This window comes from Paraburkholderia sp. Cpub6, from assembly GCF_014201065.1.
Taxonomy (GTDB): domain Bacteria; phylum Pseudomonadota; class Gammaproteobacteria; order Burkholderiales; family Burkholderiaceae; genus Paraburkholderia; species Paraburkholderia tuberum.
This window is the reverse complement of the sequence record NZ_JACHDM010000005.1, coordinates 320,345-334,484: the sequence shown is the minus strand read 5'-3', so window position 1 is coordinate 334,484 and position 14,140 is coordinate 320,345. Positions and strand designations below refer to the sequence as shown.

The 14,140-nt window shown below is 63.8% G+C and carries 15 protein-coding genes; 13 read left to right on the top strand and 2 right to left on the bottom strand.

Annotated features, from left to right (window positions below; translation table 11 throughout):
- Positions 1 to 38: 38 nt before the first annotated feature.
- The 11 genes from kdsD to HDG33_RS12550 all read left to right on the top strand — a co-directional run bounded on the left by kdsD (position 39) and on the right by HDG33_RS12550 (position 9,483).
- Positions 39 to 1,022 carry an arabinose 5-phosphate isomerase KdsD gene (kdsD, locus tag HDG33_RS12600; RefSeq protein ID WP_090802947.1) on the top strand — a complete coding sequence of 328 codons (984 nt, stop codon included), beginning with the start codon at positions 39 to 41 and terminating at the stop codon, positions 1,020 to 1,022.
- Positions 1,022 to 1,582, top strand: a complete 561-nt coding sequence (locus tag HDG33_RS12595; protein WP_184026959.1) for an HAD family hydrolase — start codon at positions 1,022 to 1,024, stop codon at positions 1,580 to 1,582. Before kdsD ends, HDG33_RS12595 begins: the two co-directional genes overlap by 1 nt.
- Positions 1,579 to 2,166, top strand: a complete 588-nt coding sequence (gene lptC / locus HDG33_RS12590) for an LPS export ABC transporter periplasmic protein LptC (protein ID WP_018419357.1) — start codon at positions 1,579 to 1,581, stop codon at positions 2,164 to 2,166. The genes HDG33_RS12595 and lptC overlap by 4 nt, the downstream gene beginning before the upstream one ends.
- 39 nt (positions 2,167 to 2,205) lie before the next feature.
- Complete coding sequence (gene lptA, locus HDG33_RS12585) at positions 2,206 to 2,877, top strand: lipopolysaccharide transport periplasmic protein LptA (protein ID WP_184026956.1); 672 nt, start codon at positions 2,206 to 2,208, stop codon at positions 2,875 to 2,877.
- 17 nt (positions 2,878 to 2,894) lie between these two features.
- A complete protein-coding gene (lptB, locus tag HDG33_RS12580; RefSeq protein ID WP_090805577.1) occupies positions 2,895 to 3,671 on the top strand; it encodes an LPS export ABC transporter ATP-binding protein in 777 nt (258 codons plus the stop codon).
- A gap of 193 nt (positions 3,672 to 3,864) precedes the next feature.
- Complete coding sequence (locus tag HDG33_RS12575; protein WP_184027267.1) at positions 3,865 to 5,382, top strand: RNA polymerase factor sigma-54; 1,518 nt, start codon at positions 3,865 to 3,867, stop codon at positions 5,380 to 5,382.
- A 170-nt stretch (positions 5,383 to 5,552) separates the two neighbouring features.
- Positions 5,553 to 5,909: a ribosome hibernation-promoting factor, HPF/YfiA family gene (gene hpf, locus HDG33_RS12570; RefSeq protein WP_027199628.1), complete on the top strand. Its 357-nt coding sequence runs from the start codon at positions 5,553 to 5,555 to the stop codon at positions 5,907 to 5,909.
- Between the two features lie 342 nt (positions 5,910 to 6,251).
- Positions 6,252 to 6,767 (top strand): PTS sugar transporter subunit IIA, encoded by a 516-nt coding sequence (locus tag HDG33_RS12565; protein WP_184026940.1) that lies wholly within the window; start codon positions 6,252 to 6,254, stop codon positions 6,765 to 6,767.
- A gap of 80 nt (positions 6,768 to 6,847) precedes the next feature.
- Positions 6,848 to 7,816: an HPr(Ser) kinase/phosphatase gene (hprK, locus tag HDG33_RS12560; RefSeq protein WP_008921706.1), complete on the top strand. Its 969-nt coding sequence runs from the start codon at positions 6,848 to 6,850 to the stop codon at positions 7,814 to 7,816.
- Between the two features lie 98 nt (positions 7,817 to 7,914).
- Positions 7,915 to 8,808: an RNase adapter RapZ gene (rapZ, locus tag HDG33_RS12555; protein ID WP_041734268.1), complete on the top strand. Its 894-nt coding sequence runs from the start codon at positions 7,915 to 7,917 to the stop codon at positions 8,806 to 8,808.
- A gap of 39 nt (positions 8,809 to 8,847) precedes the next feature.
- Positions 8,848 to 9,483 carry an LON peptidase substrate-binding domain-containing protein gene (locus tag HDG33_RS12550; RefSeq protein ID WP_013088324.1) on the top strand — a complete coding sequence of 212 codons (636 nt, stop codon included), beginning with the start codon at positions 8,848 to 8,850 and terminating at the stop codon, positions 9,481 to 9,483.
- Positions 9,484 to 9,551: 68 nt separating this feature from the next.
- On the opposite strand, the gene mutY is transcribed toward HDG33_RS12550, so the two are convergent.
- Positions 9,552 to 10,685, bottom strand: coding sequence for an A/G-specific adenine glycosylase (gene mutY, locus HDG33_RS12545; RefSeq protein WP_184026936.1), 1,134 nt, complete (start codon positions 10,683 to 10,685; stop codon positions 9,552 to 9,554).
- A gap of 7 nt (positions 10,686 to 10,692) precedes the next feature.
- Complete coding sequence (gene mutM, locus HDG33_RS12540; RefSeq protein WP_184026933.1) at positions 10,693 to 11,523, bottom strand: bifunctional DNA-formamidopyrimidine glycosylase/DNA-(apurinic or apyrimidinic site) lyase; 831 nt, start codon at positions 11,521 to 11,523, stop codon at positions 10,693 to 10,695.
- A gap of 87 nt (positions 11,524 to 11,610) precedes the next feature.
- Between mutM and HDG33_RS12535 the strand changes: the two genes are divergently transcribed.
- Together HDG33_RS12535 and lolB are read left to right on the top strand one after the other, a co-directional pair.
- Positions 11,611 to 13,452: a tetratricopeptide repeat protein gene (locus HDG33_RS12535; protein WP_184026930.1), complete on the top strand. Its 1,842-nt coding sequence runs from the start codon at positions 11,611 to 11,613 to the stop codon at positions 13,450 to 13,452.
- Positions 13,452 to 14,084: a lipoprotein insertase outer membrane protein LolB gene (lolB, locus tag HDG33_RS12530; RefSeq protein ID WP_184026926.1), complete on the top strand. Its 633-nt coding sequence runs from the start codon at positions 13,452 to 13,454 to the stop codon at positions 14,082 to 14,084. Before HDG33_RS12535 ends, lolB begins: the two co-directional genes overlap by 1 nt.
- Positions 14,085 to 14,140 lie beyond the last annotated feature (56 nt).

Here is a 14,140-nt window from a genome sequence, read left to right as displayed (position 1 = left end):
CCGGCGCGGCGAACAGGCGCCTTTGCTATACTCCGCGAATGATAGCGAAAATCAATGGCGACAGGGCACTCACGCTTGCTCGCGACGTACTCGACATCGAAGCGGACGCCGTGCGCGCGCTTCGCGACCAGCTCGACGGCAGTTTCGTCGGCGCGGTCGATTTCATCCTGGGTTGCCGTGGACGCGTGGTCGTCTCCGGCATCGGTAAATCCGGCCACGTGGCCCGCAAGCTTGCGGCCACGCTGGCAAGCACCGGCACACCCGCGTTCTTCGTGCATCCGGCGGAAGCAAGCCACGGCGACCTCGGCATGGTCACCGCCGACGACGTATTTCTCGCGCTGTCCAATTCGGGCGAAACCGAGGAGCTGATGGCGATCCTGCCGCTCATCAAGCGGATCGGCGCGAAGCTGATCGCGATGACGGGCCGTCCTGGCTCAAGCCTCGCGCAACTCGCCGATGTGCATCTGAATTCCGGCGTCGCGAAGGAAGCCTGTCCGATGAATCTCGCGCCCACCGCCAGCACCACCGCCGCGCTCGCGCTCGGCGATGCGCTCGCGGTCGCGGTGCTCGACGCGCGCGGCTTCGGCCGCGACGACTTCGCGCGCTCGCATCCGGGCGGCGCGCTCGGCCGACGCCTGCTCACCTACGTGCGCGACGTCATGCGCACCGGCGACCAGTTGCCGCAGGTCACCCCCGAGGCAACCGTCAGCGATGCCCTCTTCCAACTGACAGCGAAGCGCATGGGCATGACCTCGGTCGTCGACCGCGAGGGCCGTGTGACGGGCATCTTCACCGATGGCGACCTGCGCCGCGTGCTCGAACGCGACGGCGATTTCCGCCAGTTGCCGATCGCCTCGGTGATGACCGCGGGCCCGCGCACGATCGGGCCGGATCATCTCGCGGTCGAAGCCGTGGAACTGATGGAGCGTTATCGTATCAATCAGATGCTGGTCGTCGACGAAACGGGCAAGCTGATCGGCGCGCTCAACATGCACGACCTGTTTTCGAAGAAGGTGATCTGATGGCCGTTGCTCCCCCTACCGCTACCGAACGCGCAAGCCGCGTGAAGCTGATGATTTTCGACGTCGACGGCGTACTGACCGACGGCGGCCTGCTGTTCACGGCGGAAGGCGACACGATGAAAGGCTTCAACTCGATGGACGGCCACGGCATGAAGCTGCTGCGCCAGGCCGGCATCGAAACGGCGCTCATCACCGGGCGCAAGTCCGGCATCGTGGCCGCGCGGGCGAAAGAAATGAACATCGCGCATGTCTACCAGGGCGTGCAGGACAAGCCACAGGCGTTCGCCGACCTGCTGCGGCAAACCGGCCTCACCGCCGAGGACTGCGGCTACATGGGCGACGACTGGGTCGATCTCGCGGTGATGCTACGCGTCGGCTTCGCGGCCGCGCCGGCCAATTCGCATCCCGAAGTGATCGCGCGCGCCCACTGGGTCAGCGAGGCGCGCGGCGGTTACGGCGCGGCGCGCGAAGTGTGCGACACGCTGCTGCGGGCCCAGCACAAATATGAAGCACTGCTCGCGGCGGCGTGCAGCGGCGAGCAACGGGGCCTCGTGGGATGAACCAGTTTCGCCTGACTTCGCTGATCCCGCTCATCGCGATGGCGGCGCTCGCTGGCATCACGTGGTGGCTGCTGCAAGCCACGTTGCCGCGCAAGACCGACGACGAGGTGCGCCCGAAAGAACACACGCCGGACTACTTCGCCGACAACTTTTCGGTGTCCGAGCTCGACCAGTCAGGCGCGACGCAGTACCGGCTGACCGCGCAGTCGCTGGTCCATTACGAGGACGACGAAATGAGCGACCTCGTCAAGCCGGCGATGCGTGCGTTCCAGCCCGGCAAGCCGATCGTCACCGCGACCGGCGACACGGGCACGGTCAACGCGGATGCGTCGATCGTCAATCTGTACCAGAACGCGCGCATCCTGCGCGCGCCCGGCGGCGGCGATCCGCAGATGCAAGCCGATTCCGAGCATTTCAGGGTCCTCGTCAACGACGATGTGATCGAGACTGAAAAGCCAGTTAAACTTCAGCGCGGCATGTCCGTGATGACTGCCAGCGGCATGAAATACAACAATGTCACCCGGTTTATGCAACTGTTCGGCAATGTAAGAGGCGCAATCGCCGCGTCCGATTCCGGCCACTAAGCCAACGCATACCGGGTAATCCATTCCAGGCGTGACTGCATGAACGAATCGCACCCCCGTTTTGATACCGGCCGTTCGCGCGCGCTGTCCGCGTGCCGCGCCGCACTCGCTGCGCTCGTCGTCGCGCTGCCGCTCGTCGGCTTCGCGCCGCTTGCGCACGCGGACCGCGCCGACAAAGACAAGCCGCTGAACATCGAAGCGGACAACATGACTTACGACGACCTGCGGCAGGTCAGCATCTTCACCGGCCACGTGGTGGCCACCAAAGGGACGATCCTGATCAAGGCCGATCGCGTCGAAGTGTCGCAAGACCCGCAGGGCTACCAATTCGCGACCGGCACCTCGAGCGGCGGCAATCTGTCGTATTTCCGCCAGAAGCGCGAAGGGCTCGACGAATACATCGAGGGTACGGCCATCCGTATCGACTACGACGGCAAGCAGGATCTGACCACGCTGACCACCAACGCGACGGTGCGCCGCCTGCAGAGCATGACGACGCTGCTCGACCAGGTGCACGGTAGCATGATCACCTACGACGGCCAGAACGACTTCTACACCGCGAAGTCAGGCAAGGACGTCGCCGGTCCGGGCAACCCGACCGGCCGCGTGCGCGCGATGCTGTCGCCGCGCAACGCCGGCGCCGCGCCGCTGACCGGCGCGTCGGCCACGCTCACGCCGTCCAACTCGATCCAGGGAGCGCCGAACCAGTGAGCACCATGAGCAGCACCATCGCGCCCCTCCCCCATCGGAAGCCGGCCGGCACCAGCAGTTCGCTGGTCGTGCGCAATCTGAAGAAGCGCTATGGCTCGCGCACGGTCGTCAAGGACGTGTCGCTCGACGTGAAGAGCGGCGAAGTGGTCGGCCTGCTCGGCCCGAACGGCGCCGGCAAGACCACGTCGTTCTACATGATCGTCGGCCTCGTGCCGCTCGACGCCGGCGAAATCGATCTGGACGGCAAGTCGATCAGCCTGCTGCCCATTCACAAACGCGCATCGCTCGGCCTGTCATATCTGCCGCAGGAAGCGTCGGTGTTCCGTAAGTTGAGCGTCGAGCAGAATATTCGCGCGGTGCTGGAATTGCAGCACGACGAAAACGGCAAGCGCCTCGGCAAAGACGTGATCACGTCACGCACCGAAGCGCTGCTCGACGAACTTCAGATCGCGCATCTGCGTGAAAATCCGGCGCTGTCGCTGTCGGGCGGCGAGCGTCGTCGGGTTGAAATTGCGCGCGCGCTGGCAACCAATCCGAGCTTCATTCTGCTCGACGAACCGTTCGCCGGCGTCGACCCGATCGCGGTGCTGGAAATCCAGAAAATCGTCAAGTTCTTGAAGCAGCGCAATATCGGCGTCCTGATCACCGACCACAACGTGCGCGAAACGCTAGGTATCTGCGATCACGCGTACATCATCAGCGACGGCAGCGTGCTGGCCGCCGGCGCGCCTAGCGACATCATCGAAAACGAAAGCGTGCGGCGCGTCTATCTGGGCGAGCACTTCCGCATGTAAGCACGTACGGCGTCCCCGGCCACGCGAGCGCGCGCGGCCGGCCGCGGCGCCATTTTTGCGGCACCCGCACATTCGTTGTCAGGCGGCGCAGGGTGGCGCCGCGCGGCGCGCCAAATTGGGCGTACCCAAAAATTGCGAGTGCCGCAAGGTATCGCGGTCGTGGCAAACTCTCTACAATGAATCTCAACTTGCCATGAAAGCCAGCCTCCAACTCCGCCTATCGCAGCATCTTGCGCTCACGCCGCAACTGCAACAGTCCATCCGGCTGCTTCAGTTGTCGACGCTCGAACTGCAGCAGGAAGTCGCCATGGCGATCTCGCAGAATCCGCTCCTCGAAAACGAAGACGAGTGGATCGCGAGCCCGTTGCGGGTGGCAGCCGACGGTACCGTGATCGCCCAGACACCGGGCTCCTCGGCGCCGGCCGATCCGATGGCCGGCAACGGTTCGGCATCGTCCGAGGGCAACGGCGAGCGAGCCGAAAGCGGCGAGCCGCAGGGTGTCGACGAATACAATGGCCTTTCGGGCGACGGCGGCGGCGATACCTCGCAGTGGAACCTGGACGACTACGGCCGCTCCGGCAACGCGTCGGACGACGACGACCTGCCTCCGCTGCAAATCCACGAATCGAGCACGTCGCTGCGCGACCACCTGATGGCGCAACTGCGCGTCACCCAGGCGAGCCAGCGCGACCGCGCGCTCATCACGTTCCTGATCGAATCGCTGGACGACGACGGCTATCTCGCCGCCACGCTCGAAGAAGTGCTGGCCGACCTGCCCGAAGAACTCGAAGTCGACGTCGATGAACTGAACGCCGCGCTTGCGCTGCTGCATAGCTTCGACCCATCGGGTGTCGGCGCGCGCTCCGCGTCCGAATGTCTGAAGCTGCAGTTGCTGCGGCTCGAGCCATCGCCCACGCGCACGCTTGCGCTAGACATTGTCAGCCATTACCTGGAACTGCTCGCCGCGCGCGATTTCACGCGGCTGCGCAAGCACCTTAAGGCCAGCGACGACGATCTGCGCGACGCGCATGTGCTGATCCGCTCGCTCGAACCATTTCCGGGCGCGGCCTACGGCAAGGCCGAAGCGGACTACGTGGTGCCCGACATCATGGTGCGCAAAACGGCACAGGGCTGGCTGGCGGAGCTGAATCCCGAGGTAGTGCCGAAGCTGCGGATTAACCATCTATACGCGAATATTCTGCGCAATAACCGCGGCGATCCGGGCAGTGGTTCGTTGCGCCAGCAACTGCAGGAAGCACGCTGGCTGATCAAAAATATCCAGCAGCGTTTCGAGACGATCCTGCGGGTTGCGCAGGCAATTGTCGAGCGTCAAAAGAGCTTTTTTGTGCACGGCGAAATTGCCATGCGCCCCTTGGTTTTGCGGGAAATAGCTGATACGCTGGGCCTACACGAGTCGACTGTCTCGCGTGTGACAACCGGCAAATACATGCTGACCCCATTCGGGACGCTGGAATTCAAGTACTTTTTCGGCTCACACGTTTCGACGGACACCGGCGGCGCGGCCTCCTCCACGGCCATTCGCGCGCTGATCAAACAACTGATAGGAGCGGAAAACCCGAAATCGCCACTTTCAGACAGTCGCATAGCCGAACTGCTGGCGGAACAGGGCTTCGTGGTCGCACGGCGTACCGTTGCGAAATACCGTGAGGCGCTCAAAATCCCGGCAGTCAACCTGCGCAAGTCTCTGTAGCCCGCCGCGTTTTGCAGCGGGCATTTACCGGCCGCTCCGCACCTGGCGGACAGGCCGGCCGCTGCGACCTGCCAGATGTCCGTCACCGGGGGGCGACACAGGCAAGCCGTCAGATCGACCGGACCTTTGTCATTGTGCGGACCAAGCGGCCATTAGCTTGGAGAAGCACTATGAATCTCAAGATCAGTGGACACCACCTCGAAGTAACGCCTGCGTTGCGCGAATACGTGATCACCAAACTGGACAGGGTGCTAAGACATTTCGATCAGGTCATCGACGGCAGTGTGGTCCTCTCGGTCGACAACCATAAGGAAAAGGACAAGCGTCAAAAGGTGGAAATCAACCTCCATCTGAAGGGTAAGGATATCTTCGTCGAGAGTTGTGACAGCGATTTGTACGCTGCAATCGATCTGATGATCGACAAGCTCGACAGGCAGGTGATACGCCACAAGGATCGTCTGCAAGGCCATCAGCACGAAGCGATCAAGTATCAGCCGGCGCCGCAACTGGACGTGCCGCCGCAATAGGAGAAATTAGAGGAAATTCCTCAATTCCCTTGAACTCGTCGAGCCGCCCGCGACCGGGCGGTTTTTCGTTTCAGCGCCCCGGTTCCCGCTCACCGCGGGTGCGTCTCGCCGAGGCCGACCCCAACCATTCCCGCAGAGGTTTGCGCAGCGCGACACGTGCCGCGGCGCAAGCGCTGAAAAACCTGATATGCATAGATGGCGCGCCGCACCATCGGCCGTCACCCTGTTCTATAATGTTCCAGTTACCATCGGGGTCAAGCCAGCTCTGATGAAGTACGGCCGATCGAAATCTAACGCTTTCGCGATCGACTCTGACCGTCCGTCTTCGCCAGCATCGAACGAATGGAACGTCACTCAACCGCCCCGGTGGGGAGAACTCAGGCCACGTTTTCGCCTGTCAAAATGAATCGTTTAGCCAAATTTCTTCCCCTCGAGAACGTCGTCATCGGACTATCGGTCACCAGCAAGAAACGCGTGTTCGAGCAAGCGGGCCTGATCTTCGAGAACCAGAACGGCATCGCCCGCAGTACCGTCACAGACAATCTTTTTGCGCGAGAACGACTCGGCTCGACCGGGCTCGGCGAAGGCGTCGCGATCCCGCATGGGCGGATCAAGGGCCTCAAGCAGCCGCTCGCCGCATTCGTCAGACTCGCCGAACCGATCCCCTTCGAAGCGCCGGACGGCCAGCCGGTCTCGCTGCTGATCTTCCTGCTCGTCCCCGAACAGGCCACTCAACAGCACCTCGAAATTCTCTCCGAGATCGCGCAATTGCTGTCCGATCGCGACGCCCGCGAGCGGCTGCACACTGAAGAAGAACGCGAATCGTTGCATCGCCTGCTTACTCAGTGGCAACCTTGATGCAACGGCGGCGGTAGTTCATACGCGCCCGCACACGCAGCAAAGACCCGGCAAGCGGCTCACACTGGAGTCACTGACTCATGGATACGTCCAGCATCAACGCCCAAAGCATTTTCGACGACAACGCCGCCATGCTGAAGCTCAGCTGGCTCACGGGGCATGAAGGCTGGGAGCGCGGCTTTTCTTCGGAATCGGTCGCCAATGCCACGTCGAGCGCCGACCTCGTCGGCCACCTGAACCTGATCCACCCCAACCGGATCCAGGTGCTCGGCGACGCTGAAATCGACTACTACAAACGTCAGACCGACGAAGACCGCTCGCGCCACATGGCCGAGTTGATCGCGCTGGAGCCGCCGTTTCTCGTCGTCGCGGGCGGAGTCGCGGCGCCGCCGGAGCTGGTGCTGCGCTGCACGCGCTCGTCGACGCCGCTGTTCACGACGCCGACCTCGGCGGCCGCGGTGATCGATAGTCTGCGTCTTTACATGTCGCGCATTCTCGCGCCGCGCGCGACGCTGCACGGAGTGTTTCTCGACATCCTCGGCATGGGCGTGTTGCTGACCGGCGACTCGGGCCTCGGCAAGAGCGAGCTCGGCCTCGAACTGATTAGCCGAGGCCACGGTCTCGTCGCCGACGACGCTGTCGACTTCGTGCGCCTCGGCCCGGACTTCGTCGAAGGACGCTGTCCGCCGCTGCTGCAGAACCTGCTCGAAGTTCGCGGCCTCGGTCTGCTCGACATCAAGACGATCTTCGGCGAAACGGCGGTGCGCCGCAAAATGAAACTGAAGCTGATCGTGCAACTGGTGCGCCGCCCCGACGGCGAATTCCAGCGGCTGCCGCTGGAAAGCCAGACCGTCGACGTGCTCGGCCTACCGATCAGCAAGGTGACGATTCAAGTGGCCGCCGGCCGCAACCTCGCGGTGCTGGTCGAAGCGGCCGTGCGCAACACGATTCTGCAACTGCGCGGTATCGACACGCTGCGCGATTTCATGGATCGGCAACGTCTCGCCATGCAGGATCCCGATAGCCAGTTTCCCGGAAAGCTGATCTGAAGCCCGCGACAGCGCCATGAAGCGCCCGCAGAAGGCAGGCCGCGGGCACGCGCATGGAGGCCAGATGCTATGATGAAATCTACGCTTTCGACGACTCCATGCGCATAATCCTGATCACCGGTATCTCCGGCTCCGGCAAATCGGTTGCCCTGAACGCGCTCGAAGACGCGGGTTATTACTGCGTCGATAATCTGCCGCCGCGTTTCCTGCAGCAACTCGCCACCTACCTCGCCGCGGACGGCCAGGATCGTCTCGCGGTCGCGATCGACGCGCGCTCCGGTTCGTCGCTCGACGAAATGCCCGCGATGATCCGCGACCTCAAGCGCTCGCACGACGTGCGCGTGCTGTTCCTGAGCGCGAGCACGCAGTCGCTGATTCAACGCTTTTCCGAAACGCGTCGCCGCCATCCGCTGTCCGGCTCGCCCGCGCACGACGCGGACGTTGGCCTGCTCACGTCGCTCGCCGAAGCGATCGAACGCGAGCGCGAACTGGTCGCGGGACTTGCCGAATTCGGCCATCAGATCGACACGAGCAATCTGCGCGCGAACGTGCTGCGCGCATGGGTCAAGCGCTTCATCGAACAGGAGGACGCGGGGCTCGTGCTGATGTTCGAGTCGTTCGGCTTCAAGCGCGGCGTACCGCTCGACGCGGATTTCGTATTCGACGTACGCACGCTGCCGAACCCATACTACGATCATGAATTGAGGCCGCTCACCGGCCTCGACAAACCGGTCATGGATTTTCTCGATGCGCAGCCGGTCGTCCACGAGATGATCGACGACATCGAGAAGTATCTGTCCAAGTGGCTGCCGCATTTCCGCGACGACAATCGCAGCTACCTGACCGTCGCAATCGGTTGCACGGGCGGCCAGCACCGCTCGGTATTCATCGCGGAGACGCTTGCCGCGCGTCTCGCAACATCGGCGAATGTGATTGTGCGGCACCGCGATGCGCCGGTCGACGTCGGCGAATCATCGAAGCTGGTGGCTTAACCGGCCGCATCGCGCGGCCTTAACCCGAAGCGTTGCGCCATGTCCTCTACGCCTACTGTGTACGCCGATTTGCCGCTGTTTCCGCTGCATACGGTGCTATTTCCCGATGGCTTGCTGCCGCTCAAAATCTTCGAAGCGCGCTACCTCGACATGGCGCGCGACTGTCTGCGCGAAAAAACACCGTTCGGCGTTTGCATGCTGAAAAGCGGCGCCGAAGTCGCGCGCGAGGAAGAACCTTCGGTACCAGAAACGATCGGCTGTCTCGCCGAAATCGACGAGTGCGACGTCGAAGCATTCGGCATGCTGCTGATTCGCGCGCGCGGCACGAAGCGCTTTCGTCTGTTATCGCATCGCGTCGAAGCGAGCGGTCTGCTGGTCGGCATGGCCGAGCCGCTCGCCGATGATCTCCCGCTCGAGGGCAATGAGCTATTGGCCAAATTCGGCGCGTGCGCGGAAGTGCTCGAGCGGATCATCGCAACGATCCGCGAACGCGATCCGGACAGCCTACCGTTCGCCGAGCCGTTCCGGCTCGACGATCCGTCGTGGGTGTCGAACCGTCTCGCCGAGGTGCTGCCAATCGCGTTGCGCGCACGGCAAAAGCTGATGGAATTAACCGATGCCGGCGCGCGCATCGACGTCGTGCATCACTACATGCAACAGCATCAGTTGCTGTGAAATCCTGAAGTCGTGAAGGCTGCCGCGCCGGACCCAAGTCGCCCGCTCAGCACCTCCGATCCATTCCGCTAGAGCAACGAACCATGCAGACTGGCGAGCAGCTTGCGCACCGGCGCCGGCACGCCGAACGAATCCAGATCGCTGAGCGCAACCCATGCGGTGTCCGCATCGTTGAGCGCGGCCAGGGCGCCGACACCGCGATCGAACTCCGCAAGGCGCGGTTCGATATCGAGCTTGAAATGCGTGAATACGTGTGAGAACGACGCGAGCGCGGACACTTCGCCGTCGCCGCCGAACGCGCGCGCCCGCTCGGCCAGCGATGCTTCGTCGGCAGCTTCGGGCAGACTCCACAGACCACCCCAGATGCCCGACGGTGGACGCCGCTCGAGCATCACCGCATTGCCGTCGCGCAGCAGCAGCATCCACGTACGGCGTGTCGGCACCGCTTTCTTCGGGCGCGCGGTCGGCAATTCACGTTGACGTCCGGTGACGTTGGCAACGCAGTCCGGCGCGAACGGACAGCGCGAGCAATCGGGTTTGCCGCGCACGCACAATGTCGCGCCGAGATCCATCAAGCCCTGCGTGTACCCGCTGACCTCCGCGTTCGACGCATTCGACGGCAGCAGTGACTCCGCGAGCGTCCACATTGCGTTCTCGACTTTCTTCTCGCCCGGAAAGCCTTCGACGCCGAATACGCGCGCGAGCACGCGCTTCACGTTGCCGTCGAGAATCGTCGCGCGCGCGCCGAACGCGAACGACGCGATCGCCGCGGCCGTCGAGCGGCCAATGCCGGGCAACTCGGCGAGCTCATCGACCGACGCGGGAAACGCGCCGCCATGCAGCTCGACGACGACCTGCGCGCAGCGATGCAGATTGCGCGCGCGCGTGTAGTAGCCGAGGCCGGCCCACAGCGCCATCACGTCATCGGACGGCGCGGCGGCGAGCGCGGCGACACTCGGGAAACGCGCGAGAAATTTCGCGTAGTACGGAATCACCGTCGACACCTGGGTCTGCTGCAGCATGATTTCGGACAGCCAGATGCGATACGGATCGCGCGTGTTCTGCCACGGCAGATCGTGGCGGCCGTGCTGGCGCTGCCACGCGATCAGCCGCGCGGAAAACTCGGGCATCGGCGCAAACGCGGGCGTGGTGTCGGACGCGCTGGAGCGCGCGCCGGTCGTTGGGGTCAGGCGGGAAGGCATCGAGAATCTAGCGCTGGCAAGTGGGACAGAAGTACGTGGAGCGTTGCCCCTGCACGATCTGTTTGATTGGCGTTCCACACACGCGGCATGGCAGGCCCGCGCGATCATAGACGAAGTAGTCGAGCTGAAAATAGCCGCTTTCGCCGTCGCTGCCGACGAAATCGCGCAGCGTGCTGCCGCCCTTGTCGATCGCGGCGGCGAGCGTCACGCGCACGGCATCGGCCAGCAGTTCATAACGCACGAGCGACACGCGGCCCGCCGCGGTGGTCGGCCGGATGCCCGCGCGAAACAGACTCTCCGACGCGTAGATATTGCCCACGCCGACCACGATGTCCCCCGCCAGCAGCGCCTGCTTCACCGACACCTTGCGCCCGCGCGTCAACCGATGCATCAGCGCGCCCGAAAAAGCCGGCGAGAAAGGCTCGACGCCAAGGCTCGCGAGCAGCGGATGTTCGAGGATGTCGCCTGCTTCGCGCGGATGCCATAGCACCGCGCCGAAGCGGCGGGGATCACGATAGCGCAGGATAAAGTCGTCGAAGATCCAGTCGACATGATCGTGCTTCGCCGCGGCAGGCGGATGCGGCACATGACGCAGAACGCGCAACGTGCCCGTCATGCCGAGGTGGACGATGAACCACCCAGCGTCGATTTCGAACAGCAAATACTTGCCGCGTCGCTCGACTTTGCGCACCACGTGGCCGCGCAAGGTTTTCGCAAGGTCGGCCGGAATTGGCCAGCGCAGCGCGGCCGTCCGCACGTCGACGCGCTCAACCTTGCGCCCGGACACATACGGTTCGATCCCCCGTCGGGTAACCTCGACTTCTGGCAACTCTGGCATGGCTGATTGGTCTGCTACTTGCGTGAGTGGTTGTGCGCGTATTGTAGCGAGCGCGTTACAATCGACTGAAACATTGAACGGATTTCCATGAACGTGTCCTTCGTGAAGCTGCTTTCAAAGCGCCGCGCGCGCGTGTCCAACGTGCCGCTCGCCGTATTCGCTCGCCGGATGCTCGGTGCAGCCGCGCTCGGATTGTGGGCGCTGGCCGCCGTGCCCGCGCATGCGCAGGACCCGTCGCCGGATTCCGACGACACGTCGGTCACGATGCCGGACCCGCTGGGTCCGGCAACATCTGAAGAAGAAAAGTCGCTGCCCGGCGTACCGCTGTCGAGCCAGATCGTCTTCCAGGTGCTGGCCGCCGAGATCGCGCTGCAGCGCGACCAGCCGGCACCGGCCTATCAGACCTACCTCGCGCTCGCGCGCGACACTCACGACCCGCGCATGGCGCAACGCGCCACCGAAATCGCGCTGGCGGCGCAGAGCCCGTCGGACGCGCTCGCCGCCGCGCAACTGTGGCAACAGTACGCGCCGAGTTCGGAACGCGCCGCCCAGCTCGACGCGTCGCTGCTCGTGCTGTCTGGCAAGCCCGACGATGCGTCGCCGATCCTGTCGCAAGAACTGGCGAAGGTACCTGAGGAAAATCGCGGCAGCGCGGTCCTCGCGCTGCAACTGCTGTTGTCGCGCGGCCCGAACCGCGTCGGTGGCCTGCACGTGTTGCAGGACCTGCTGAAGAACGACATGAACCGGCCGGAGGCGCAACTGGCCCTCGCGCGTCAGCAGCTGCTGGCCGACGACGCGCCGGGCGCGCACAAGTCGCTCGAGCAGGCGCTCACGATCAAGCCCGACTATCTGCCGGCGGCGTTGATGCTGTCGCAAATGGGTCCGGAGGAGCGCAAGGAAGGCATCGCGTCGCTCGAAAAGTACGTGCAGCAGAATCCGAAATCGCATGACGCACGGCTCGCGCTGGCGCAGATGTATCTTGCCAGCGACCGTCTCGACGACGCGCAGAAGCAGTTCGAGCTCATGCGCAAGGCCAACCCCAACGACTTGACACCGTTGATGGCGCTCGCGCTGATCAAGATCCAGCAGAAGAATCTCCCCGAAGCGCAGACGTATCTGGTGCAGTATGCGCAGCAGGCCGAGAAGACGCCGGGTGTCGATGCGGGCCAGGCCTACATCTACCTCGCGCAGCTAGCGCTCGAACAGAAGAATGAGGCGGCCGCGAGCGACTGGCTGAACAAGATCTCGCCAGCGAGTCAACAATACCTGGCCGCGCAGATTACCGGCGCGCAACTGCTCGCGAAACAGGGCAAGACCGAGGAGGCGCGCCAGTTGCTCTCCAACTTGCAGACCTCCGATCCGCGTGATGTGGCGCTGATCGCGCGCACCGATGGGGCGATCCTGTTCGACGCGAAGCGCTACCCGGAGGCCGAAGCCCGTCTGCAGCAAGCCACGGCGAACTTTCCCGACGACCCCGACCTCACCTACGACTACGCGATGGCCGCCGAGAAAACCGGCCATTACGACATCATGGAAGCGCAGCTGCGCAAGCTGATCCAGACGCAGCCGGACAATCCGCAGGCGTATAACGCGCTCGGCTATTCGCTCGCAGATCGCAACCAGCGCCTGCCAGAGGCGGACAAGCTGGTCGAGAAGGCCTCGGCGCTCGCACCGAACGATGCGTTCATCATGGACAGCGTCGGCTGGGTCAAGTACCGGATGGGTAACACGGCCGATGCGATCAAGCTGCTGCGCAAGGCATACAACCTCCAGCCGAACGCGGAAATCGGCGCGCACCTCGGCGAAGTGCTGTGGAAGGCCGGCGAGCAGGAACAGGCGCGCGCCGCGTTTCGCGAGGCTCGCAAGCTCGAACCCGACAACGAGACTCTCGTCAAAACGTTGCAACGTCTTCAGGTAAACAATCTTTGATGCGTCTTTCCCGTTTGATTTCTTTTTCCAGGGCGCCTCGCGGCAGCGCGGTTGGTTTCGCGGCGGCGGCGGTTGTCGCGCTGGCCGGCTGCGCGTCGGTGAAGCCGCAAGGGCCGTCCACGTCGAACGCCGCCACCGAAGTCACCGCGCAGACGAGCCGCTCGTATCAGGGCCGCTTCGCGATCCAATACAACGATCAGAACGGCCAGCAGCGCAACGCTTACGGCAATTTCTCGTGGCAGGAAACGGGCGACACCGTCACGCTGCAGTTGCGCAATCCGCTTGGCCAGACGCTGGCCATCGTGACTTCGTCGCCGGCTTCGGCCACGCTCGAATTGCCGAACCGCCAGCCGCTCACCGCCGATAACGTGTCGACGCTGATGCAGAACGCGCTCGGCTTCACGCTGCCGGTCGAAGGGTTGCGCTACTGGCTGCAACCGTCGCCGGCGCCGACTTCGCGCGCGAAGACCGAGAAGGATCCGGAGCAACCGTCGCGCCTGAAGCAGATCACCCAGGACGGCTGGACGATCGACTATGTGGCCTATGCCGATCCGCCAGCCACCGGCGTGAAGCGCCTCGATCTGAGCCGCTCGGAGCCGCCACTCGACATCAAGCTCGTGCTGGATCAGTGAGTCGTTCTTGCTGGGCCTTTTGTCCCAGCATCCGCTCACGTAACCTTGCTACCCGT

What these genes read in the sequence shown, in the direction of transcription:
- kdsD (WP_090802947.1), top strand. Translation starts at nt 39, where the DNA reads ATGATAGCGAAAATCAATGGCGACAGGGCACTCACGCTTGCTCGCGAC.
- HDG33_RS12595 (WP_184026959.1), top strand. Translation starts at nt 1,022, where the DNA reads ATGGCCGTTGCTCCCCCTACCGCTACCGAACGCGCAAGCCGCGTGAAG.
- lptC (WP_018419357.1), top strand. Translation starts at nt 1,579, where the DNA reads ATGAACCAGTTTCGCCTGACTTCGCTGATCCCGCTCATCGCGATGGCG.
- lptA (WP_184026956.1), top strand. Translation starts at nt 2,206, where the DNA reads ATGAACGAATCGCACCCCCGTTTTGATACCGGCCGTTCGCGCGCGCTG.
- HDG33_RS12575 (WP_184027267.1), top strand. Translation starts at nt 3,865, where the DNA reads ATGAAAGCCAGCCTCCAACTCCGCCTATCGCAGCATCTTGCGCTCACG.
- hpf (WP_027199628.1), top strand. Translation starts at nt 5,553, where the DNA reads ATGAATCTCAAGATCAGTGGACACCACCTCGAAGTAACGCCTGCGTTG.
- HDG33_RS12565 (WP_184026940.1), top strand. Translation starts at nt 6,252, where the DNA reads ATGGAACGTCACTCAACCGCCCCGGTGGGGAGAACTCAGGCCACGTTT.
- hprK (WP_008921706.1), top strand. Translation starts at nt 6,848, where the DNA reads ATGGATACGTCCAGCATCAACGCCCAAAGCATTTTCGACGACAACGCC.
- rapZ (WP_041734268.1), top strand. Translation starts at nt 7,915, where the DNA reads ATGCGCATAATCCTGATCACCGGTATCTCCGGCTCCGGCAAATCGGTT.
- HDG33_RS12550 (WP_013088324.1), top strand. Translation starts at nt 8,848, where the DNA reads ATGTCCTCTACGCCTACTGTGTACGCCGATTTGCCGCTGTTTCCGCTG.
- mutY (WP_184026936.1), bottom strand. Translation starts at nt 10,685, where the DNA reads ATGCCTTCCCGCCTGACCCCAACGACCGGCGCGCGCTCCAGCGCGTCC.
- mutM (WP_184026933.1), bottom strand. Translation starts at nt 11,523, where the DNA reads ATGCCAGAGTTGCCAGAAGTCGAGGTTACCCGACGGGGGATCGAACCG.
- HDG33_RS12535 (WP_184026930.1), top strand. Translation starts at nt 11,611, where the DNA reads ATGAACGTGTCCTTCGTGAAGCTGCTTTCAAAGCGCCGCGCGCGCGTG.
- lolB (WP_184026926.1), top strand. Translation starts at nt 13,452, where the DNA reads ATGCGTCTTTCCCGTTTGATTTCTTTTTCCAGGGCGCCTCGCGGCAGC.